This is a genomic window from Streptomyces sp. NPDC104371, from assembly GCF_055583785.1.
Genome location: NZ_JBVJNF010000013.1, coordinates 82,008 through 102,379 on the forward strand (window position 1 = coordinate 82,008; position 20,372 = coordinate 102,379).

At 67.1% G+C, this 20,372-nt stretch carries 21 protein-coding genes and 1 pseudogene; 17 read left to right on the forward strand and 5 right to left on the reverse strand.

Features of this window, described 5'->3' with window-relative positions:
• The first annotated feature begins 20 nt into the window (after positions 1 to 20).
• The 3 genes from ACZ60T_RS30720 to ACZ60T_RS30730 are packed head-to-tail and all read left to right on the forward strand — an operon-like array spanning position 21 to position 1,823.
• Positions 21 to 614, forward strand: a complete 594-nt coding sequence (locus tag ACZ60T_RS30720; RefSeq protein WP_469668891.1) for a hypothetical protein — start codon at positions 21 to 23, stop codon at positions 612 to 614.
• On the forward strand, positions 595 to 1,260 hold the full coding sequence (locus ACZ60T_RS30725) for a hypothetical protein (RefSeq protein WP_469668892.1): 666 nt from the start codon (positions 595 to 597) through the stop codon (positions 1,258 to 1,260). Before ACZ60T_RS30720 ends, ACZ60T_RS30725 begins: the two co-directional genes overlap by 20 nt.
• A complete protein-coding gene (locus ACZ60T_RS30730; protein WP_469668893.1) occupies positions 1,257 to 1,823 on the forward strand; it encodes a hypothetical protein in 567 nt (188 codons plus the stop codon). The genes ACZ60T_RS30725 and ACZ60T_RS30730 overlap by 4 nt, the downstream gene beginning before the upstream one ends.
• Before the next feature lie 77 nt (positions 1,824 to 1,900).
• On the opposite strand, the gene ACZ60T_RS30735 is transcribed toward ACZ60T_RS30730, so the two are convergent.
• The 5 genes and pseudogenes from ACZ60T_RS30735 to ACZ60T_RS30755 all read right to left on the reverse strand — a co-directional run bounded on the left by ACZ60T_RS30735 (position 1,901) and on the right by ACZ60T_RS30755 (position 6,493).
• Positions 1,901 to 2,725 (reverse strand): hypothetical protein, encoded by an 825-nt coding sequence (locus ACZ60T_RS30735; protein ID WP_469668894.1) that lies wholly within the window; start codon positions 2,723 to 2,725, stop codon positions 1,901 to 1,903.
• Positions 2,726 to 2,919: 194 nt separating this feature from the next.
• The gene (locus tag ACZ60T_RS30740) at positions 2,920 to 3,573 is read right to left on the reverse strand and encodes a hypothetical protein (RefSeq protein ID WP_469668896.1); all 654 of its coding nucleotides are present in this window, start codon (positions 3,571 to 3,573) and stop codon (positions 2,920 to 2,922) included.
• Between the two features lie 498 nt (positions 3,574 to 4,071).
• A pseudogene (locus ACZ60T_RS30745) lies at positions 4,072 to 4,494 on the reverse strand (hypothetical protein); the annotation flags it as partial.
• A gap of 435 nt (positions 4,495 to 4,929) precedes the next feature.
• Complete coding sequence (locus ACZ60T_RS30750) at positions 4,930 to 5,505, reverse strand: hypothetical protein (RefSeq protein ID WP_469668898.1); 576 nt, start codon at positions 5,503 to 5,505, stop codon at positions 4,930 to 4,932.
• A gap of 337 nt (positions 5,506 to 5,842) precedes the next feature.
• Positions 5,843 to 6,493, reverse strand: coding sequence for a hypothetical protein (locus ACZ60T_RS30755; RefSeq protein ID WP_469668899.1), 651 nt, complete (start codon positions 6,491 to 6,493; stop codon positions 5,843 to 5,845).
• Positions 6,494 to 7,057: 564 nt separating this feature from the next.
• Between ACZ60T_RS30755 and ACZ60T_RS30760 the strand changes: the two genes are divergently transcribed.
• The 14 genes from ACZ60T_RS30760 (at position 7,058) to ACZ60T_RS30825 (ending at position 20,371) form a co-directional block, all read left to right on the forward strand.
• Positions 7,058 to 7,774, forward strand: coding sequence for a hypothetical protein (locus tag ACZ60T_RS30760; RefSeq protein WP_469668900.1), 717 nt, complete (start codon positions 7,058 to 7,060; stop codon positions 7,772 to 7,774).
• A 17-nt stretch (positions 7,775 to 7,791) separates the two neighbouring features.
• Positions 7,792 to 8,640 (forward strand): hypothetical protein, encoded by an 849-nt coding sequence (locus ACZ60T_RS30765; RefSeq protein ID WP_469668901.1) that lies wholly within the window; start codon positions 7,792 to 7,794, stop codon positions 8,638 to 8,640.
• Positions 8,637 to 9,944 (forward strand): CpaF family protein, encoded by a 1,308-nt coding sequence (locus ACZ60T_RS30770; protein WP_469668902.1) that lies wholly within the window; start codon positions 8,637 to 8,639, stop codon positions 9,942 to 9,944. Before ACZ60T_RS30765 ends, ACZ60T_RS30770 begins: the two co-directional genes overlap by 4 nt.
• Positions 9,945 to 9,987: 43 nt before the next feature.
• Complete coding sequence (locus tag ACZ60T_RS30775; RefSeq protein WP_469668961.1) at positions 9,988 to 10,917, forward strand: type II secretion system F family protein; 930 nt, start codon at positions 9,988 to 9,990, stop codon at positions 10,915 to 10,917.
• Positions 10,914 to 11,834 (forward strand): type II secretion system F family protein, encoded by a 921-nt coding sequence (locus ACZ60T_RS30780; protein WP_469668903.1) that lies wholly within the window; start codon positions 10,914 to 10,916, stop codon positions 11,832 to 11,834. Before ACZ60T_RS30775 ends, ACZ60T_RS30780 begins: the two co-directional genes overlap by 4 nt.
• 74 nt (positions 11,835 to 11,908) lie before the next feature.
• Positions 11,909 to 12,160: a hypothetical protein gene (locus tag ACZ60T_RS30785; protein WP_469668904.1), complete on the forward strand. Its 252-nt coding sequence runs from the start codon at positions 11,909 to 11,911 to the stop codon at positions 12,158 to 12,160.
• A gap of 27 nt (positions 12,161 to 12,187) precedes the next feature.
• Complete coding sequence (locus ACZ60T_RS30790; protein WP_469668905.1) at positions 12,188 to 12,649, forward strand: TadE family protein; 462 nt, start codon at positions 12,188 to 12,190, stop codon at positions 12,647 to 12,649.
• Positions 12,649 to 13,080 (forward strand): TadE/TadG family type IV pilus assembly protein, encoded by a 432-nt coding sequence (locus ACZ60T_RS30795; RefSeq protein WP_469668906.1) that lies wholly within the window; start codon positions 12,649 to 12,651, stop codon positions 13,078 to 13,080. The genes ACZ60T_RS30790 and ACZ60T_RS30795 overlap by 1 nt, the downstream gene beginning before the upstream one ends.
• Positions 13,077 to 13,538: a TadE/TadG family type IV pilus assembly protein gene (locus tag ACZ60T_RS30800; RefSeq protein ID WP_469668908.1), complete on the forward strand. Its 462-nt coding sequence runs from the start codon at positions 13,077 to 13,079 to the stop codon at positions 13,536 to 13,538. The genes ACZ60T_RS30795 and ACZ60T_RS30800 overlap by 4 nt, the downstream gene beginning before the upstream one ends.
• 291 nt (positions 13,539 to 13,829) lie before the next feature.
• The gene (locus ACZ60T_RS30805) at positions 13,830 to 16,787 is read left to right on the forward strand and encodes a BTAD domain-containing putative transcriptional regulator (protein WP_469668909.1); all 2,958 of its coding nucleotides are present in this window, start codon (positions 13,830 to 13,832) and stop codon (positions 16,785 to 16,787) included.
• Between the two features lie 42 nt (positions 16,788 to 16,829).
• On the forward strand, positions 16,830 to 17,555 hold the full coding sequence (locus ACZ60T_RS30810; protein WP_469668910.1) for a prepilin peptidase: 726 nt from the start codon (positions 16,830 to 16,832) through the stop codon (positions 17,553 to 17,555).
• 152 nt (positions 17,556 to 17,707) lie between these two features.
• Positions 17,708 to 18,922 carry a cyclic dehypoxanthinyl futalosine synthase gene (gene mqnC / locus ACZ60T_RS30815; protein WP_365632189.1) on the forward strand — a complete coding sequence of 405 codons (1,215 nt, stop codon included), beginning with the start codon at positions 17,708 to 17,710 and terminating at the stop codon, positions 18,920 to 18,922.
• A gap of 25 nt (positions 18,923 to 18,947) precedes the next feature.
• Positions 18,948 to 19,592, forward strand: a complete 645-nt coding sequence (locus ACZ60T_RS30820; RefSeq protein WP_469668911.1) for a hypothetical protein — start codon at positions 18,948 to 18,950, stop codon at positions 19,590 to 19,592.
• Positions 19,593 to 19,678: 86 nt separating this feature from the next.
• On the forward strand, positions 19,679 to 20,371 hold the full coding sequence (locus tag ACZ60T_RS30825) for a demethylmenaquinone methyltransferase (protein WP_469668912.1): 693 nt from the start codon (positions 19,679 to 19,681) through the stop codon (positions 20,369 to 20,371).
• Position 20,372: the final 1 nt, after the last annotated feature.

Below are 20,372 nucleotides of genomic sequence, written 5' to 3' on the forward strand. Positions count from 1 at the left end.
AAGAAGAGAGGGAAGGATATATGAGCGACTCGACTGAACTCGGAGAGTGGGAGTTCATCGGCCGTAGAGGCGGCGAGCCCGCACGACTCGTCCCCGGAAACGTGATCGCCGAGACTCCTGCAGCGAAGTCGTTCGCGGAGCAGGCAAGCAAGGAACTTCGCTTCGACTTCCTGGACGACCACGCAGTGTTGAGGTTGCTGAGGCTGCGGCATGACGACGAAGAGGCGATGTTCAGCGCGGGATCCAAGGTGGGCGTTCCGCTGGCCATCGTCGGCTTCGGGGCGGCCGTGTACTGGGGTGGGGTGGCCCAGTACTGGGAATCGAGCGCAGCCCGTACCGGGTATCTGGCCTCGGTCGCAGTCGTCGTCCTTGCCCTGCTGGTGCTCTTCTGCCGTGCTGCGGCGAATCAATGGGGAGACCCAGTACGCCAAAACACCCGAGCACGCGCGGGGAAGTATCGGGAGCTGGTGCACCTGGCGCGCAGCGAAGGCGCTGCCGTTCCCGCTCACTATCCGCACTACGGACCGTATCTGTTCGCCGCCGACTTCCACCCTGAAGTGGCGGAAGCAGAATTGAGTGAGGGAGAACCTGGTCGTGACCGCGGTACGAGCTGAGTACAACGTCCAGGGCTCGGTGGGCTCCGAAGGGCTCGACGTCCGCTGGATCATGCCAGAAGGGTTCTTCGAGATCCCGATGGATGCGGAGGACCTGGACGAGACCGCTGAGCAACTGGTCGAACTGGCTGGGCAGGTGATGCCGGAGGCCGACTTCGAGGTGCAGCTTCAGTGGGCCGTCATGGTTGCCGCTCAGTACGACTCATTCATCGAAGCCGGGGTCCAGTACGCGGGCTTCGTCATGACAGAGGTGGACGGCACGCGGTGTACAGCCACGGTGAGCGTGAGCTTGATCGACTTGGACGAGAGAGCTGGAGCCAGGCCGGTCCCGTTCCTGGGCTCGACGATGCGGCACCTCGGCCTCGGACAGGTCAGCGAGATCGAGCTCCCCTGCGGACCCGCTGTCTCCTGCATCGGTACGCGGAAGGCCGGCCTGGACGGAAGTCTGACGGCCTCCGGGGCGGACGAGCCGGTGTGGACGTCCTTCATCCAGGTCCAGATTCCCCTGGACAACGGCACTGTTCTGGTCATGGAGTTGGGGACTCCGACCCCCGAGGGCTGGGAGGTGTTCTCGTCCATGTTCGCGGGCGTCGTGAAGAGTGTCCGTGTGTTCGACGACGGCAAGCCGATGGTGATGTCGGCATGACGAAGGAGCCGGGTGCTGCGGCGCCGCCCAAGGACTACCGTCTGCTCGTACCGCGGGACTGGTTTCGCATCGACCTCACGCAGGACCGGTGGCGTACGCAGTTGAAGACCTTCGTAGACCACCAAGCCGAAGGGAAGAGCGTCCCCGCGGAAGCGAAGCAGGATGCCTGGGCCACTCTGCGGAACGCCGCCGAGGCAGGCGTCAGGAGCGGGGCGCTGGAGTTCTTCCTCAGGTCGGAACTCGACGACGACGGCGGCGTCATGCCAGCCTCGCTCATGGTCTCGTTGATCCCGCGAACCGGCGCCCTGACCCCTGAGGAACTCCAATTGTCATTGGAGGTCGGCAATGGGCGGAGTACAGCCTTCTCCGACGTGTCGACCGTCAGTCTGCCCGCTGGAGAAGCAGTACGAGTCCGTACGGCGACGACCATGGACCTCTACGTCCACATGCCCGGCGCCGTCGGCTACCTGATCCTCGCCTTCGCGGCACCGACGAGCCGAATGACAGGCGCCATGCACCGCCTGTGCACGTCGATCGTGGAGTCCTTGCGCTGGATCGTGTGAGGCGAGGCCATGTCGTGACGCTGCTCTGACACTTCGGTCAGGAAGGACGGGCTGCCTGACCGGAGTTGTAGGGCCGATCAGCGGTTGACGGACTGGATTTCCTGAACCTTGATGTCCTGCGTGTTCCCGAAGGTGCCCTTGGGAAGCTGCTTCGGTTCGGGGTTCCCCGTACCCGTCCAGGTGATCTCCCACGTCACGGTTGCCTGGAGTTTGAAGACCCCATTACCGGAAGAGCGAAGGTACTGGATCCCGCAGGGCGGAGTTCTGTCGGCCTTGCCTTTGGCGTACGGTTCGCCGATCGAGCCATCGTCATGGAGTGCGCACTCGCCCGACGAGGGGTAGGTTTCGGCGTCTGCTGTGCCTGGCTCCAATCTGAGAGAGACTGGTTTGGCGGTGGTGGTGGCCTGGATGTTGAGAGCGCCCACATTGAGCGCGGCGGTCACGGACACCGCCTTGAACTCGGTCTTGTCGAGCCAGGCCCATGTGGGGAGATTGACCTTGGTGGTGTCTGCCGGAGCGAGAGCGACCTTGGTGGTCGGAAGCTGGATTCGGCTGTAGGCGATTTCCGCGAGGACCTGGGGCGTTACCGCGTTTTCGACGGGTGGCGTGTCGCCGTTCTCCACCCAGAAGGGGGCCTTGCTGCAGAGTTGGGCTTCAGGTTCCGCCCAACGATTCTCGTCGCGGACGGCGACCCACCAGGTGCCCTTGTCCTTCTTGTCCAGGTTGTAGTTCTTGTACGTCCCGTCCTTGTATTCGTTGCGGAACATCCCTGCGGAGGTCTTCGCGTAACTGTGCTGGCCGGGAAAGTTGACGGTCTCGGTGTACATGTCTTCGACGTACTTCGCGAACTCTTCGGCCGAGCGCGGCTCGTACCAGCAAGCAGGAGGTGTCCAGTTGCCCACGGGGGCGACGTGGCCGGCGCCAGTGCTGCTGCCTTTCGTAGCGCCCGTGTAGGTGATCCTGGAGATCAGAGTGTTCCTGGATCGGCTTCCGCTGGTTTCGATCTAGGACTCGGACTTTCCCGGCCCCTTGGCTTCCGCTGTTCCACCGAACATGAGAGCAACTGCGAGGACGCTCACGACAGCCGTGCCGCGTGTCAGCGGGCGCACGTCTTGTCCCCCCTCTTCGATACCACGTCCGTGGTCTGCCAGACGCCCGCGGTGTTCTTCTTCAGTTGTGTGCTGTAGGTGACATACGGGCTCTCATCGGAGGGCGACTTGTCAACTTTGCCGGTCTTGCGGTCCTTGTTGTAGGCCTTGCTTTCGTCCGCGCAGTAGACGACCGCGGCAGTGTCCTTGTCGGCGAGCTTGATGTTCGGAGCGAAGTAGCGTGTGACACCCGTCCACGAGAGGTTCGCGTCCAGCCATGCCTGGATCCACCTCTGAGCGCTTGCGAGCGCCTTGCCCTGCCGGTAGTACGCGACTGTTGCCGAGTTCGCTTCACCCTTGATGATCGCGTCGTCAATGGCGTTCACCGTCTGAGTCACATCGGAAAGCACCGCGTCCTTGGCCGGGTCGCCGGTCTTCCAGTTCTCGAACGTGTTCTCCACGTCGTCGGGCAACGTGATCTTTGGCCTGTCGGCGGTACTGGAGGCGCCGGCACTCGGCGATGATGTCTTGTTGTCGCCTGCCTCGGCGCCCGTGATCTTGTCGGCGCCGTCGGACTTGGCGTCGCCACTGCCGCATGCGGACAGCAGCAGGGCGGTGGTTGCGGCAAGCGCGACAGTAACGGGCACAGTGTGGCGCTTCACAGTGGGACTCCCCCGTGAGACAAGAGTTTCAGTCAAGAGTAGAGACGCTATCGGTGGTGACGGGGTTTCGCCAGGCTGAACTACCGTCGGGCCACGGACGATTGCGGATGCATGGTCCTAAAACGAGGGCATGTCAGGCCCATTGGTCAGTCGGCGTCGGGCAAGTCGAAGACGACGGTCTGGAGGATGGCTGCCATCATGTCGCAGAATTCGCCCCAGTACTCTGTCGATGCGGTGAAGAGTGTGAACACGGCAAGGAATGGACCGGTAGGGAAGGGGATGTGGACTTGTATTTCGCCGGTCGCCTCCCCATTTAGCGAGAATGCCAGATACTAATGGGCCCTGAATAGAGAGTGCACCATCAGCGACGTCTAGTGCGGCGGCCAGTTTCCGCGCCTTATCTTTGGTCATCCCTCTGAACGTCATCCAGGCAGTCCCCCGTCGGCGGAGTTTGTAAATTTCGCTAAATATTACGTCGATGTAGCGAGGATGGGAATGTCACCGATTGACAGACTGGATCTCTTGAACGGCGATATCTTGGTCCTTTCCGAAGGTGCCGTCGGGGAGGTCGCCACCTGTGCCACCGGTACCAGTCCAAGCGATTTCCCAAGTGATCGTCGCCCTCAATGTGAAGATCCCGCTTCCGGACGAGCGATGGTACTTGATGCCGCATGGCGGCGACTGGTTTGCGTTTCCCTTGGCGTACGGCTCTCCGATTGAGCCGTCATCGTTGATCGCGCATTTTCCGGAGCTAGGGTAGACTTCGGCGTCCGTTGTGCCTGGCTCCATTTCAAGAGAGACGGGCTTGGCGCTGGTGGTGGCCTGAATATTGAAGCCAGGGGCGTTGAGTGATGCCGTGACTGAGACAGGCTTGAACTCGCCTTTGTTCAGCCAGGCCCATGTGGGTAAGTTGACCTTAGTAGCGTCGTATGCTGGTTCGCTCCGTTATGGAGTGCGAAACAATTCGCCAAGGAGACAGAGGACGGTTACAAGGCGATCATCGAGGACGGTAAGCAGCCGCCGCACGCAAAGAGCGCCTCGTCCGAATTTCGTCAAGAGTACAAGGACGGCAAGTACAATAATTACAACATCGGGGAACCGGGGTAACCCTGGCTCCTTGCTGGGGGACTCCAGGAACTCCTGCTGACCGTAATCGGGCCAGCGGTAGACCCGGACCCGTTCTTCGACGTATTGTAGGAGATCGCCTGCGCTTTCGCGTAGAGATCGTCACCATTGAGACCATTTTCCGTGCTCGAATCTTTTGTGCCTTTGTCTGTCGGTCCTCCGGCGAACGAATTCTGTGCGGGAATGATGAGCAGGTCACGAGTAGACCAATTGTGCCTAAATTTCGACGATTTATGTTTTGCATTGCGTGGCCTCCTTTTGCACCTCGATTGCATCTGCGATCCAGAGGTCTTTTGTCTCCTTCGGTTTGGTCATGACGATCTCAAAGAAGTAGTAGTCCTTCGCGCTCGGTTTGGTCTTGAGTACCTTATGGGTCTTGATTACCTTCCCGTAGAACTTTGAGTCGTCATCGCAGAATGAAACGGATGCGCGTTGGCCGTCGCTTGTCACCTTTGCTCGCGTGTAGCGCTGTACACCTGTGACAGTCCAGCCGCCGTCGATATATTGCTGAATCTGGTTCTTAGCGTACGCCTGGGCATTTCCCTCGGGGCTCGAATAGAACTTGTACGCCGCATCTTCAGCGTCCTGTTGGACGATTCCATAGTTGATTGCACGCACGAAGTTCTCGGCGTCACGGAGAGCAGCCGCTTCCGTGGGGTCGGAAGGCTCACTGCGGTCGAACACCATCTTGAAGTCAGACGAGAAGGACATCCTTGGGCGGCCTATATCCGTCGCGTCAGTCGACGTTCTCGGTGAAGCTCTCTTCGTCGCATCGTCCTGATCGGCTCCTGCGATCTTGTCGTTCACCTTCGACGAGTCACTCCCGCTGCTGCACGCAGACAGCAGGATGGCCGCGGTTGCGACGAGCGCAGCAGCGACGGGCAATGGGCGGCGATTCACGTTCTGCTCCCAGTGGGACGAGAGTTGAGTCAGGGATGACGTTATCGATGTGCTTCTTTGTTCGCCAGGTTTAGCCCAACAGGCTGGAACGGCACGAATTCAGCACGCAACTCCGCCACAGTGCATGGCAGCGTGCGCAGTGCGCCGTACGGCACATGTGGCCAGTCCGCGAAGGCTGCTCCGGGAGCGGCAAGGGTGAGTGCGCCCGCGAGTAGGCCTGTCACGGCGAATCGGCTGCGGAGAGTCACGGCGTGCACGACGTGCTCCCCCGCTGTGAGGTCAGCTTCGTCGTCTGCCAAACGCCCTGTCCGTTCTTCTCCAGGCGCGTTGTGTAGAGCACGTACGACTTGTCGGTGACGGCGGTCTTGTAGACCTTGTTGGACTTACGGTCCTTGGCGTACGCCTTGCCCTGGTCCTCGCAGTAGACGACGCCTGCCGAAGAGGAGTCGAAGACGTCGACCTTGGCGTTGTAGTACCGGTTGGAACCAGTGATGGTGTAGCCGTCCTTCACGATGGACTGGACCCAGTCCTTGGCGTCCGCCAGGGCGCCTCCGCTGTAGTAGAAGCTGAGCGCGGGAAGGTCGGCATCTCCCTTGGTGATCGCATAGTTGGTCACGTCGACTCTCTGTGCGACATCGCCAAGGATCGTGTTCTGGACGGCGTCGCCGGCCTTCCAGCCCTCGAAGGTGTCCGTGAGATCGCTCGGGAGCGAGACCTTGGGCCTGTCCGCGGCTTCGTCACTGCTCGGCGAGGCCGATGCCTTCGTCCCGTCCGCGTCGGAACCGGTGATCTTGTCGTTGTCCTTCGGCTTGTCGCCCCCGCTGCCGCATCCCGTCAACAGGATGGCTGCTGTTGCGGTCAGCGCGACAGCGGTGGGCAATGTGCGGCGCTTCACAGTGGACTCCCCGTGAGACAGGCATTCAGTCAAGTGAACTGACGGTATCGGTGCCGCGTTTCGGTTGCCCAGGCCGAACTTCCCTCCATATAGGGGTGATTCCGGGCGTACGGGGCTCGTGTAGGAATCTCTGGATACGGAAGCTCTGTCGACTCTGTTCGTCGTCCGGTGCTTGTGGGCGAAGCGTCCAGGCCTTGCGAGCTCTTCGTGTTGATCGGGCGTTCGGGGCGAGGCTGACTGCATAGGTCAACTGGGCGTCAACGTAACGTGGTTACGAGACCACACCTGTCATTCACCGTTCCCGTGGTGGGCAACCGCAGTCAGAACGACCCGTTGCAGAGGGGCGCCGGTGGGCAGGGCGGTGCCTAACAGGGTCCAAGGCCCCTTGAGGGGCCTATGTGCGGCTGATACGGTGCGAGGGCTTGACACTCGCCCAAGTGGCAGTTAAGTCAGCCAGTCTGACTGGATGTCAACTATGCCTTCCCGATGTGCTGTCGGGGCGGAGTGTCCTGACTTGCAGAGAATCCAGCGGAACACATTTGTGGGCGTACGGGGAGCACTTGCGTGAAGATCCAAGAGCGTACGGGGGCGAGCCTTGGCCGTTCCGCTCCGGCTCAGCAGGCGGCAGGTGATCGGCTTCCCACGCCGCCTCGCGAACGCAAACCCGCTCTGGCCGCTCTCGCGGTACTGCTCATCCTGGTCGGCGCGCTCGGTGCGACCATGCTGGTGCTGCAGGCCGGCGACCGTATCGAGGTTGTGAAGGTGACCAGCGACATCCAGCCCGGGGAGTCCGTCACCAACAGCAAGGTGACCTCCGTGATGGTCGCCGCCGATGACAGCATCCACTACGTCAAGTGGTCCCAGCTCGGCGCCCTCAAGGCACTCAAAGCGAAGTCCACCATCTACGGTGGCACCGTCGTCGTCGGTGAGATGTTCGGCAAGACCGGCCTTGCCTCGGGCAAGGCCGTCGTCGGTCTCTCCCTCAAGGACGGGCAGTACCCGACCGGTATCAAGTCCGGGGACACCGTCGCCGTCTACTTCGTCGGCGACAGCGGCTCCTCCTCTTCGTCTTCGAGCCGACGCGACGCCTCCGGCAGCAGCGTCGACGGTACGCCGATCGTGGCCGACGCCCGCGTCGCCAGTGTGCCGACGGGCAGCGGCTCCACCATCAGCAGCGGCAACAAGCAGATCACTGTGACCGTCGACAAGAACGACGCCCCGGCCCTGGCCAGCGCCGCCGCCTCGGGCAACGTCGCCGTCGTACTGGTATCCGGCAACTAGAGGCGAGCAGAACACACATGGCTCTCATCGCCCTCGCCGCGGACAAGGGTTCCCCCGGCGTCACCACCGCCGCCGTGGCCCTCGCCGCGGTCTGGCCCCGCCGCGCTCTGCTCGCCGAGACCGACCCGGCCGGTGGCGACCTCGTCTACCGCAGCGCCGCCGCGCACGGCGGGCCGCTCAATCCGAACACCGGCATGCTGTCCATCGCCGCCACCGCCCGCCGGGGACTCGTACCGGACCAACTCTGGGACCACGTACAGCCGTTGAACGGCGGTCTCGAAGTTCTCGTGGGCCTCGGTGTCGCCGAGCAAGCCGTCGGCCTTGCCGGGCTGTGGCCGACCCTCGGTCGCGCCTTCGCCTCGCTCGCCGACTCCCCGCAGGCCTCTGCCGACGTCATCGCCGACTGCGGGCGCATCAGCGGTGACAGCCCTGCCGCCGAACTCTTCCCGCATGCCGCGCTGGTCCTGCTGATCTCCCGCACCGAACCCGAAGCCATCGCGCGTGTACGCGACCGGGCCACCGCCCTCGCGATCAAGCTGCACGGCGGCCCGCGCGGCGTGGCGAGCCTCGCCACCCCGCTGATCGGCGTCGTGCTGATCGCCGATCCGAGCAAGGCCGGCAAGCTGGCAGGCCAGGTCAACGACATGCTGGTGCATGCCCAGACCGGCGCCCGGGTCGTCGGCACCATCGCCGACGACCCCATGGGTGCCGACCAGCTGGCGGGCCGCAAGCGAGGACGTCTCGACAAGTCACTGCTGATCCGCTCCGCCCGTAAGATCACGGTGGATCTCCACCAGCAGTACGGCGCCGCCTGGGCAGTGCCGACGCACGGGCAGATAGGCGGACAGGCGGGGGTCGGCCGATGACAGCGGTCGACCACCAACTGGTCAAGCGGTTCCGGCAGGAAGCCGGCGACCGCATAGCCGAGCAGCGGCGGCTCGATCAGGTCAGCGGCGTCACGCCGATGTCCAGCGAGGACGAACGGCATTACGCCCGCGCGGTCATAGCCCAGATCCTGGAGGAGTACGCTCGCACCGAGATCAACGCGGGCCGTACGCCACTGGACGCGGAGACCGAGGAGCAGTACGCGGCAGCCGTGCACGCCGCGCTGTTCGGCGTGGGCCGGCTGCAGCCCCTGCTGGACGACCCAGAGGTCGAGAACATCGACATCAACGGCTGCGACCAGGTCTTCGTCGGCTATGCCGACGGCCGCGAGGCCACGGGCGACCCGGTCGCCGAGACCGACGAGGAGCTCATCGAGCTCATCCAGGTGCTCGGCGCCTACTCCGGTCTGTCGTCCCGGCCTTTCGACTCCGCGAACCCGCAGCTCGACCTGAGGCTGCCGGACGGTTCGCGACTGTCGGCCGTCATGGATGTCTCCCGGCGCCCCGCGCTGTCCATCCGCCGCGCCCGTATGGGCAAGGTGTTCATCTCGGACCTCGTCGGCAACGGCACGCTGACGCCGGAGGTCGGCCACTTCCTGGCCTGCGCGGTCCGGGCCCGGAAGAACATCATGATCGCGGGCGCCACCAACGCAGGCAAGACGACGCTGCTGCGCGCCCTCGCCAACGAGATCCCGGGGCAGGAACGTCTGATCACCGTGGAACGCGCCCTGGAGCTCGGCCTCGACACGTTTCCCGAACTCCACCCGAACGTCGTCGCGTTCGAGGAGCGGCTGCCCAACTCCGAGGGCCACGGCGCGATCGGCATGGCCGAACTCGTCCGCCGTTCCCTGCGGATGAACCCCTCCCGGGTCATCGTCGGTGAAGTGCTCGGCGACGAGATCGTCACCATGCTCAACGCCATGTCGCAGGGCAATGACGGGTCGCTGTCCACGATCCATGCCAACAGCTCCAGCGAAGTCTTCAACCGCATCTCGACCTACGCTCTCCAGGCACAGGAGCGGCTGCCCATCGAGGCAAGCCAGATGCTGATCGCGGGCGCGGTGAACTTCGTCGCCTTCATCCAGCGGCGCAACAACTACCAGAGCGGCGGCCGTCTGCAGCGCATGGTCACCTCCGTCCGCGAGGTGAACGGCGTCGACGGGCGTGTCCTGTCCAGTGAGGTGTTCGCCGAGGCCCCCGACGGCCGGGTCGTGCCGCACGCGCCCGTTGCCTGCCTGGACGATCTGATCGCATACGGCTATCGGCCCGCCGGGTCCTGGGGGTGACGCGGTGACCACGACATACGCGGCAGTTGGCTCGCTCACCTCCATGGGCGGCCTGTTCTCCACCACCGTCCTGTACTCGATCGCGTGCGGCGTCGCTGTCGGCGGTGGCCTCGCGTTGTTGCTTGCCGCCGTGCGCGGCCTGCCCGCCAAGTCCGAGCACGAGAAGCAGAAGGCGATCCGCCGCGCGAGCGAACTGATCCGGTTCGCGGGTCGGCGCGGCTCACTGGCGGCCCTCGTCGGGCTCGCCGTCCTGCTGCTGACGCGCTGGGCGGTCGCCGGTATCGCGGCAGGTGTTCTCGTCTTCTTCTGGGACCGTCTCTTCGGCGGTGCCGCGGAGGAGCGGGCCGCCATGCGTCGCGTCGAGGCACTGGCCTCCTGGACGGAGTCGCTGCGCGACACCATCGCGGGCGCAGTCGGTCTCGAACAGGCGATCCCGGCGTCCGCCCGAGCGGCAGCTCCGGTCCTGCGGCCCCATCTGGATGCCCTGGTCGACCGCCTGCGGGCGCGCACCCCGCTGCCCGAGGCGCTTCAAGTGCTCGCCGACGAGATCGACGACGCCTCCGCCGACATCATCGTCGCCGCGCTGATCCTCAACGCGCGGCTGCGCGGCCCCGGCCTGCGGCAGGTCCTCGGCGCGCTGGCCAAGTCGGCGCGCGAGGAGGTCGACATGCGTCAGCGGGTGATGGCCCAGCGTGCCGCCACGCGGCGCTCGGTCCAGATCGTCGTCGCTGTGTCGGTCGCCTTCGTGCTGGGCCTGGCCATCTTCAACCGTGAATTCGTGGAGCCGTACGGCAGTCCGCTCGGCCAACTCGTCCTCGCCTGTGTCTGCGGCCTGTTCGCGCTCGGCTTCTGGTGGCTGCGCAAGCTGTCCACGATCGAGACGCCCGAACGGTTCCTGGTACGGGACGAGTCGGCGGTCCACCTCGTGCGTCCCCGCACGCCCGCCCCGTCGGAAGGGGGGGTACGACGATGAACCTGACGATGCCGGTCCTGGTCGGAGTGGTCCTGGGCCTGGGCGTCTACGCCCTCGTACGCGCGCTGATGCCGTCGAAGCGCAGCGCGGTCGCGCAGGTGGCGCGGATCGACGCGATGCGGGCGCGGGGTGCAGCGTACGAGTCGGCGCGCCGGGTGGAAGACACCGGACGCCTCGGCACCATCCGGGGGCAAGTGGGCTCCCGCGTGTCCGAGTTCTATCTGCAGCGTGGCTGGGAACTGCGCTCGCTGCGCGCGGACCTGGCCGTGCTGGACCGTAGCTGGGAGAAGTTCCTGGCGACCAAGGTCCTCCTGGCCGCGGCGGGCCTGATCTTCGGTCCGTTCCTGTTCGCGGTCGTCTGGACGCTGGGCTTCGGCAGCAGCCCCCTCATCCCAGTGTGGCTGGCGCTGCTGTGCGCGGCGGTGTTCTTCTTCCTGCCGGACCTGGAGGTACGGCGTGATGCGGCCGAGAAGCGGCGCGACCTGAAGCGGGTGATCGGCGCCTACCTGGACCTGGTGGCGATGAGCCTGGCCGGCGGGCGCGGTCTGCCCGAGGCGTTGATGGCGGCGGCCGAGATCTCCGACGGCTGGGCGAACCAGCGCATTCGCAACGCCCTGTCCGACGCCCGTATCACCGGCATCAGTCAGTGGCAGGCGCTCGGTCAGCTCGGCGAGGAGCTGGGCATCGAGGAACTCAAGGATCTCTCCGCCTCCCTCGCCCTGGTCTCGGACGACGGCGCGAAGGTCCGCGAGTCCCTCGCCTCCCGCGCGGAGACCATGCGACACCGCGAACTCGCCGAGATCGAGGGCAGCGCGGCCGAGAAGTCGCAGTCGATGCTCGTGGCCCAATTGCTGTTGTGCGCCGGATTCCTGGTGTTCCTGATCTACCCGGCGGCGGTGCGGGTGTTCCAGGTGTGAGCCCCCGGCGTGCTCAACGTCCCGTACTGACAACCGACTTCCTGAGATCCCGCTGAGTCGAGAGGACAACTTCTATGAACGGAAGGAACTTCCACACCGGAATCCCCGCGGTGGACTTCCTCGTCACCTTCCTGCGAGGCCGCGTGGAGCGCGCCCGCAGCGGTGAGCTGGACCGCGGTGCCTCAGCGGTCGAGTGGGTCATCATCTCGGCGGTCGTGGTGGCGATCGTCGGCGTGGTCGCCGCGATCATCAACTCGGCGCTGAGCGAGGGCGCCAACAAGGTCGGCGACTGCATCAAGGGTGCGGACGCCGGCAACACCTGCTGATCGCACGTACGACGGGACTGACGGGGGTTGCTCGTGAGTGTGAGCAGATGGGTGCGCGGCAGAGTGGAGAGCGCGCGGAAGGCGTCCTCCACCCACGGTGACTCGGGCATGACCGCGATCGAGTTCGTACTGCTCACCCCGGTGCTCTTCTTCATGATCTTCGCGACGGTGCAGTTCGGTCTGTACTTCTTCGCCGACCACGTGGCCCAGGCGGCGGCCCAGGCGGGCGCCCGCAAGGCGCGCGCCACGGCCGACCAGCAGCCGGGCTCCTGGCAGGGCGAGGCGCGGGGCGTCGCCGACTCCTATATCCGTCAACTGGGCCCGAACCTGGTGCTGTCACCCGACGTGAAGACGTTGCAGCCGGAGCCGGGAACTGTTGGCGTGGAGATCTCGGCGCGAGTGCCGTCCGTGTTCCCCGGCCTGGGACTGACCGTGCACGCACGGTCGGCGGGCCCGGTGGAGCGATTCGTGAAGGAGGGTGGGCACTGATGGACTCCCACCCGCTGAGGGATCGCATGACACGGGAGCGGAGCGACCGTGGTCTGTCCACGGTCGAGGTGGTCATCCTTGCCCCGGTGATGATCCTCTTCATCCTTGTGCTGGTGGGCTTCGGTCAACTGGTCAATGCGCGGGGCGCGTTGGACGGCGCTGCGCGCGACGCGGCCCGTGCGGGCTCGATCCAGAAGAACCACGGGACGGCGATCGCGGAGGCGAGGAAGGCGGCGGAGGCGGACCTTGCGGACATCTGCTCGGGCCCGGTGTCCGTGACGCAGACGAGTCCGGGCTTCGCCCCCGACACCTTGTTCACGGTGGAAGTGAGCTGTCAGGTCCGTGGTCTGGCGATGCTCGGTCTGAACGTTCCCACGCGACTGTCATCGAGCTTCAGCTCGCCACTGGACCCGTACCGGAGGTCGGCATGAGGAGTCGGCCGAGCGCGTGGCTGTCCTCCCGGAGGGCGCACCTGGACGACCGCGGCTCGGGAGCCGGCGCGGTCATCATCTTCGCCCTGGTCTTCCTGACGTTGGCGGCCTTCGTCATCGACGGCGGCCTGTCCATCTCCAAGCGCGAGCGCGCGGCGGACATCGCCGAACAGGCGGCTCGCTACGCTGCCCAGAACATCGACCGCGAGGCCCTCTACGACAACGAGGGCGGGCCCGCGCCGATCAAGTACCAGGATTGCGACGCCCGGGTGAAGGCCTTCGCCCGGACCATGAGGATGACCGGCGCCGACATCGCCGGGACGCACTGCGTGGCCGCCGACGTACAACAGGTGCAGGTCGAGGTGCAGCTCACGTACTCGCCGGTGTTCACCGGCATGTTCTACGGGGGCAGTGTGGTCGTCCACGGTCGGGCGGTTGCACGGAACGAGGTGGGCTGAGGCCACTGTCCAGCACGCGTACGTAGGCCGGATCAAGGAACCCTCCAGACACCGAAGCACGTCCGGGACACCTTCGTCGAACAGGGCAACCCGGCCGAGGAGGACGGCGCCGCGGAGACGGGCCCGCACACCCTTGTCATTGCCGAACCGGCAGACTGGGCTTCAACTGCCCCAGTCCGTAAGGTGCATCGCCCGCCGTCGTGAGATCTCTGTAGGCTCGGTACGGCCCCCCTACCCCTTACCCCTCATCGCTCACCGCACCCACTTCACTCACGACCCAGGACACCCGCTATGGCGCGACGTAGCACTTCAAGCTCAACGGGAAGCTCGACGGGCCCGAGGAACCGGACACCGCAGCCCGTGCTGGTGCGGCGGCGTACGTTCGGGGACTTCGCCAAGGCGTTCCTCGCCTTCGTCGCGCTGCTTCTGCTGATCGTCGGTGTGCCGGGCGCACTGGCTGTGTGGGCCGGATGGCCGCTGCCGCACGGGGCGCCGGGCCTTGACTGGCTGCAGCAGGAGATCACCGTCACGACGTTCCTGCATGTGCTGACGGTGATCGTCTGGCTGGCCTGGGCTCAGTTCACCGCGTGTGTGCTTGTCGAGGTGCGGGCCGCCGTGTCCGGTGTCGGACTGCCAAGCCGCGTTCCCGGCGCCGGGCCGAGTCAGTTGCTCGCGCGGCAGCTCGTCGCCGCCCTGCTGCTTGTCGGTGCCACGGCTGCGAGCCTCACGCCGGGGCTCTCGCAGCTCGGACACCCCCTGGAAAGCCATCAGAAGGGCGTCGTCGCCTCGGCCCAGCAGACTCCGGGGCTCTTCGCACAGCAGCAGGAGCAGTCCGCGCGCACCGTCGCCGCCCTCGCCGAGCAGGCCTCCCAGGCCGCGTCCCATGCCGAGAGCGGTTCGGCCGAGCACGGTGACACGAAGTACTACCGGATCCAGCCCCCCGAAGGGCGCCACCACGACTCGCTGTGGGAGGTCGCGGAGCGGCACCTCGGGGACGGGCGCCGGTACAAGGAGATCTACCAGCTCAACAAGGACCGCGTGCAGCCCGACGGATCCCGGCTGTCCGAGGCCAGTCTCATCCGGCCCGGCTGGATCATGGAGATGCCTGCCGACGCCCATGGCGGAGAACTCGTCGAGATGCCTGACGAGGCGCCCAAGGTCTCCCCGGAGGTGCGGCAGCAGATCGACGACTACGCCAAGACCGGGGACCACGCCCAAGGCGGCAGTCACAGCGAGGCGCGTGGCGGGCACTCCGAGGAGCGTGGCGAGCACTCGTCCGGGACCCCCCGTCCCCAGCAGCGGTCTGCCCACCAGGACACCGGGCATCGGCACCAGCCGCAGGCCACCGACGAGACGGGCAGCGATTCGTTCGGCCTGCCCGAAGCCCTCATCGGCGCGCCCCTGCTCGCCGCCGGCCTCCTCGGCGCCCTCGGCCGCCGGCGCCGGCAGGCACTGTGGCAGTCGGCGATCGGCGCGGTCGGCGGGCGGCGCGGCATGGAGCCGCCCACGCCGACCGGGGCCGCCGCGGATGTCCAGGACGCGCTGCTCGTGGGCGCCGACCCCGAAGGGGTGCGGGTACTCGACCGCTCCCTGCGCGGGCTCGCCGCCTCCCTCGCCGCCGAGTCGCGGGCGCTGCCCGCCGTGTACGCCGCCTGGCTCAGCAACGGCGATCTGCAACTGCAGCTTGCTCAGCCCGCCGGGAAGCCGCCCGCGCCCTGGCAACTCGGACAGGACCAGACGTTCTGGGTACTGGCGCGCACCGACGCCGAACGCTACGGGGACGCCGACACCGCCGCCCCCTACCCCGGACTGGTCAGCCTCGGGACCATGGACGGCGCCCGGCTGCTGCTCAACCTAGAAGCGGTCCCCGGCATCGTCTCTCTGCGCGGCCTCGAACGCGATCGTGCGGCCGTCTTCGCCTCTGTCGCGGCCGAGTTGGCCACCAACGGCTGGTCCGACCGCATGACCATCACCCTCGTCGGATTCGGCGAGGACCTCACCCCGCTCGCCCCCAACCGGCTGCGTCATCTCGACGACATCGAGGCGTTGATCGAGACGATGGCGGCAGAGACCCGCCAGCGGCGCGGAGCGCTCGGTGCTGCGGGACACGACTCCGTACTCACCGGCCGTACCGGGCCCGCGCAGCACACACGCTGGGCCCCGCACCTGGTGCTGCTCGCGGCCGAGCCGTCGGCCGAGGAGGCGTCCCGGCTGGCGGAACTCGCCGTGGACGCGAGCCGACTCGGGATCGGGTATCTGGTGGGCACCGACTCAGGCGATCTGCCCGGCGCCGCCTGGGAGATGGAGATCACGGCCGAGGGCAAGCTCGTCGCGCAGTTGCTCGGGCTGGAACTCGATGCCCAACTGCTTCCGGTGGCGCAACAGCGGGCCGTCGTCGAACTGTTCGCCGCCGCGGACCCCGACAACGACCCCGAAGGGCCCTCGACCCCGCCGTTCCTCGTCGACATCAGCGAGCAGGGACGGCCGGCGGTGTACGCGCGGCTCGTTGGAGCGTACGAACTCATCGGACTGGACGAGATCGACGACCAGCGAGGCCCCCTGTTGCGTGAGGCGTTGGCGCTGCTGCTCCTGCACCGGGAGGGCGTGCATCCGCGGGTGCTGGCGTCGGCTCTGTGGCCGAGGGGTGTCACGGACGATGTGCGCGACGCCCTGATCGAGCGGCTCGACGGCTGGCTGGGCACCGACCCCGACGGCACCCCGCGGCTGCGTACCGACGCGGGTGGGAGGCTCACGCTCGCCGAGTCGGTCGTGTCCGACCTGGATGTGCTGCGCTCGCTGTACCACGAGGCGACCCAGGGCAAGGGCGTGACCAGCCGAGCCGTGCGCGGGCGGCTGCTCACCGACGCGATGGTGCTCGTCCGTGGCCCGCTCCTCGCCGACCGGCCCGCGGACCGCTACGCCTGGCTCTCGCACGAGATCATCGACGCGCAACTCCCGTTGCTCGTCGCGGACATCGCACTGGCGCTCGCCACGTTCCACCTGGAGAAGAACCGTGCGGAGAGGGCGATCGAGGCGCTGAACGCGGCACTGCGTACCGCTCCGTCCGACGAGCGGCTCTGGAACGAACTGGTGCGTGCGACCCACGCCACTGGCGACATGGAGCGGTTGCGGCAGGTCGCCGACGACCTCATCGGGCGCAGCGGGGCCCGGGGCCTACCGCCGCGTACCGAGGCGCTTCTCGACGAACTGCTGCCGAGTCGGCGCTCCGACGCGAGCACGGCGGGCTGAGCGAGCCGATCCTCCGGCCGACGGCCTGCGTAGGGTGTGGCGGTGGACCTCGACCTCTGGACGGCACCGGCCGCAGCCCTGTGGGGCGTCGTAGCCGGTGTGTTGGTACCCCGGGCCGCATACCGGTTCTCCGTCGAGCCCGAGCAGCCATGGCGCGATCGCTGTCCGGCTGGGCATCCGATCGGCGGCTGGGTCGGGCGGGCGCGGTGTGCGGACGGATGCGCGTACGGCCCCGGGACCCTGATGGTGTGCGTGGTCACCGCCCTGGTGTGCGCGGGGCTGGTGCTCGCTATCGGGACTCGCCCCGAACTGGGCGTCTGGCTGCTGCTCGCCCCCTTCGGCGTGCTGCTGGCACTGGTGGACTTCCGGGTGCGGCGGCTGCCGGACGTGCTCACTCTGCCGCTGGCCGCCGCCTCCCTCGCGCTGTTGGGGGTGGCCGCGCTCGTGCCCGGTCATGTGGGGGAGTGGCTCACCGCGTTGCTCGGCGCGCTCGTGCTCGCCGGCGCCTACTTCGTTCTCTTCCTCATCAACCCGAACGGCATGGGCTTCGGCGATGTCAAGCTCGCGCTGGGACTCGGGGCGCTGCTCGGCTGGTACGGCTGGGGGACCGTGGTGCTCGGGACGTTCGCTGGATTCGTCTTCGCCGGGGTGTACGGGCTCGGGCTCGTCCTCGCTCGGCGGGCCGGGCGGCGGACGGCGATCCCGCTCGGACCGTTCCTCATCGCGGGCGCCTTCGCCGGACTGCTCGCCTATGCGTACGCCGCATGAAACCGGCATCTCTGTCCCGGCATACGGCCGAACAGCCTGACGTCCGTCCCGTAGAGCCCCTGACGTACGCTGGATCGGTCCGTCCGCCCGTCCCCTCACCCCTGTTCGGAACGCGCTTCGCGCCTGTTGTTCCCCTACGAAAGGCACGCCCGGTGACCGAGAAGGCCGACCTCACGTCCCTTGATGTCACAGCGGTCCTCGACCGCGCCGCTGCCGGTGGGCGGATCACTCCCGACGAAGCGCTCGTCCTCTACCGCGACGCGCCGCTGCACGCGCTGGGCGCCGCCGCCGACGCCGTGCGCCGCCGTAAGTACGCGGGCATCGAGCACATCGCCACGTACATCATCGAGCGCAACATCAACTACACGAACGTGTGCGTGACGGCGTGCCGGTTCTGTGCGTTCTACGCGGCCCCGAAGGACACCGCCAAGGGCTGGACGCGTGACCTCGAGGACATCCTGCGGCGCTGTGCCGAGACGGTCGAACTCGGCGGCACCCAGATCATGTTCCAGGGCGGCCACCACCCGGACTACGGCGTCGAGTACTACGAGAAGCACTTCCGGGCCATCAAGGACGCGTTCCCGCAGTTGGTCATCCACAGCCTGGGGGCCTCCGAGGTCGAGCACATGGCGCGGATCTCCGGTGTGACGGTCGAGGAGGCCATCACGCGCATCCACGCCGCCGGGCTCGACTCCTTCGCCGGGGCGGGCGCGGAGTTGCTGCCCGAGCGCCCGCGCAAGGCCATCGCGCCGCTCAAGGAGAGCGGTGAGCGCTGGCTGGAGATCATGGAGATCGCGCACAACCTCGGTGTCGAGTCGACGGCCACCATGCTCATGGGCACGGGCGAGACCAACGCCGAGCGCATCGAGCACCTGCGGATGATCCGTGACGTACAGGACCGCACGGGCGGCTTCCGGGCCTTCATCCCGTACACCTACCAGCCCGAGAACAACCATCTGAAGGGCCGCACGCAGGCGACCATCTTCGAGTACCTGCGGATGATCGCGATCGCCCGCATCTTCCTCGACAACGTCCAGCACATCCAGGGCTCGTGGCTGACCACGGGCAAGGAGATCGGCCAACTCTCCCTGCACTACGGCGCGGACGACCTCGGCTCGATCATGCTGGAGGAGAACGTCGTCTCCTCGGCCGGTGCCAAGCACCGCTCCAACCGCCAGGAGATCATCGACCTGATCCGCAAGGCGGGACGGGTTCCGGCCCAGCGCTCCACCACGTACGAGCACCTCGCCGTCCACGACGACCCGGCGAACGACCCCGCCGACGAGCGGGTCGCGTCGCACATCTCCTCGACGGCGATCGAGGGCGGCACGGCGCATCCGGAACTGAAGCTGCTCAACTCCAACTGATCCGACTGGACCGACTGGCCTTCCCATGCTGACGATTCACGCCGCCGATCTTCTGATCACGGGGGACCGGGAGCGGCCGTCCGTCGTGGGCGGCGCGGTGCTGGTCGACGGGCGGATGTGCGCGGGCATCGGCCCGTACGAGGACCTGGCGGCGGCGCATCCGGCCGCCCGCGTCCGGCGCTGGCCGGGGCTTCTCACGCCGGGCCTGGTGAACCCGTACGGCCCCGAACTGCTGGAGCGGGCCTACCATCCCGACCCGCGCGAGGCCGATGAACTGGGCACCGAACCGCTCATGGACGAGGCCCTCGCGGCGCTCCCCATGACCGACACCCGCTGGGGCGCGAGCGCGCGGCGCGGTGTGCAGCGGATGCTGGCGCACGGGACGGTCGCCGCGGCCGGGGAGCCGAGCCGCCCCACGGTGCGGGACGCCGTGCACCGTGCCGGGCTGGGCCTGCGGGCGCGGTCCGCGGCCCCGGCGGGCCGGCCGGGCCTCGATCCGCTGGCCGGGCGGACCCTGGCCGACGCACTGGTCTCGCCGTTCCCGCCCGAGGGCGCGGACGCAACGTTCGCGGTGTTCGACGCCCCGGACGAGGCGGCGCTCGCCGAGCGGGGCGCCGGTACATGTGTGGCGACGGTCCTCGCGGGACGGCTGGTGCACCGCCGCCGCTGACCGCGTCGGCGGCCATGGCGTGCGGGTGACGCGCGTAGGGCCGGGCGCCTGCGGTACGTCCGTCCCGTGCTGCCACAATGGGGACCGTGACCCGCGCATCCCTGGACAAGCAGCCGCACGATGTCGCCTCGATGTTCGACGGCGTGGCGGAACGGTACGACCTGACGAACGACGTGCTGTCACTCGGACAGGCGAGGCTGTGGCGCAAGGAGGTCGCGAAGGCGGTCGACGCGCGCCCCGCGCAGCGGATCCTCGACCTCGCGGCGGGCACGGCGACCTCGTCGCTCCCCTTCACCCGTACCGGCGCGTACGTCGTCCCCTGCGACTTCTCCCTCGGCATGGTCCAAGTCGGCAAGAAGCGGCACACCTGGCTGCCGTTCACGGCGGGCGACGCGACGCGGCTGCCGTTCAAGGACGACGTCTTCGACGCGGTGACGATCTCGTTCGGACTGCGCAACGTGCAGGACACCGACGCGGCCCTGCGCGAGCTGTACCGGGTGACGAAGCCGGGCGGGCGGGTCGTGATCTGCGAGTTCTCGCATCCGACCTGGGCGCCCTTCCGGACGGTGTATACCGAGTACCTGATGCGCGCGCTGCCGCCGGTGGCCCGCGCGGTGTCGTCCAACCCCGAGGCGTACGTCTACCTCGCCGAGTCCATCCGCGCCTGGCCCGACCAGCCGGGGCTCGCCGGGCGGCTGCGTACGGCGGGCTGGTCGAAGGTGGCGTGGCGCAATCTGACGGGCGGCGTGGTGGCGCTGCACCGCGGCTTCAAGGCCTGAC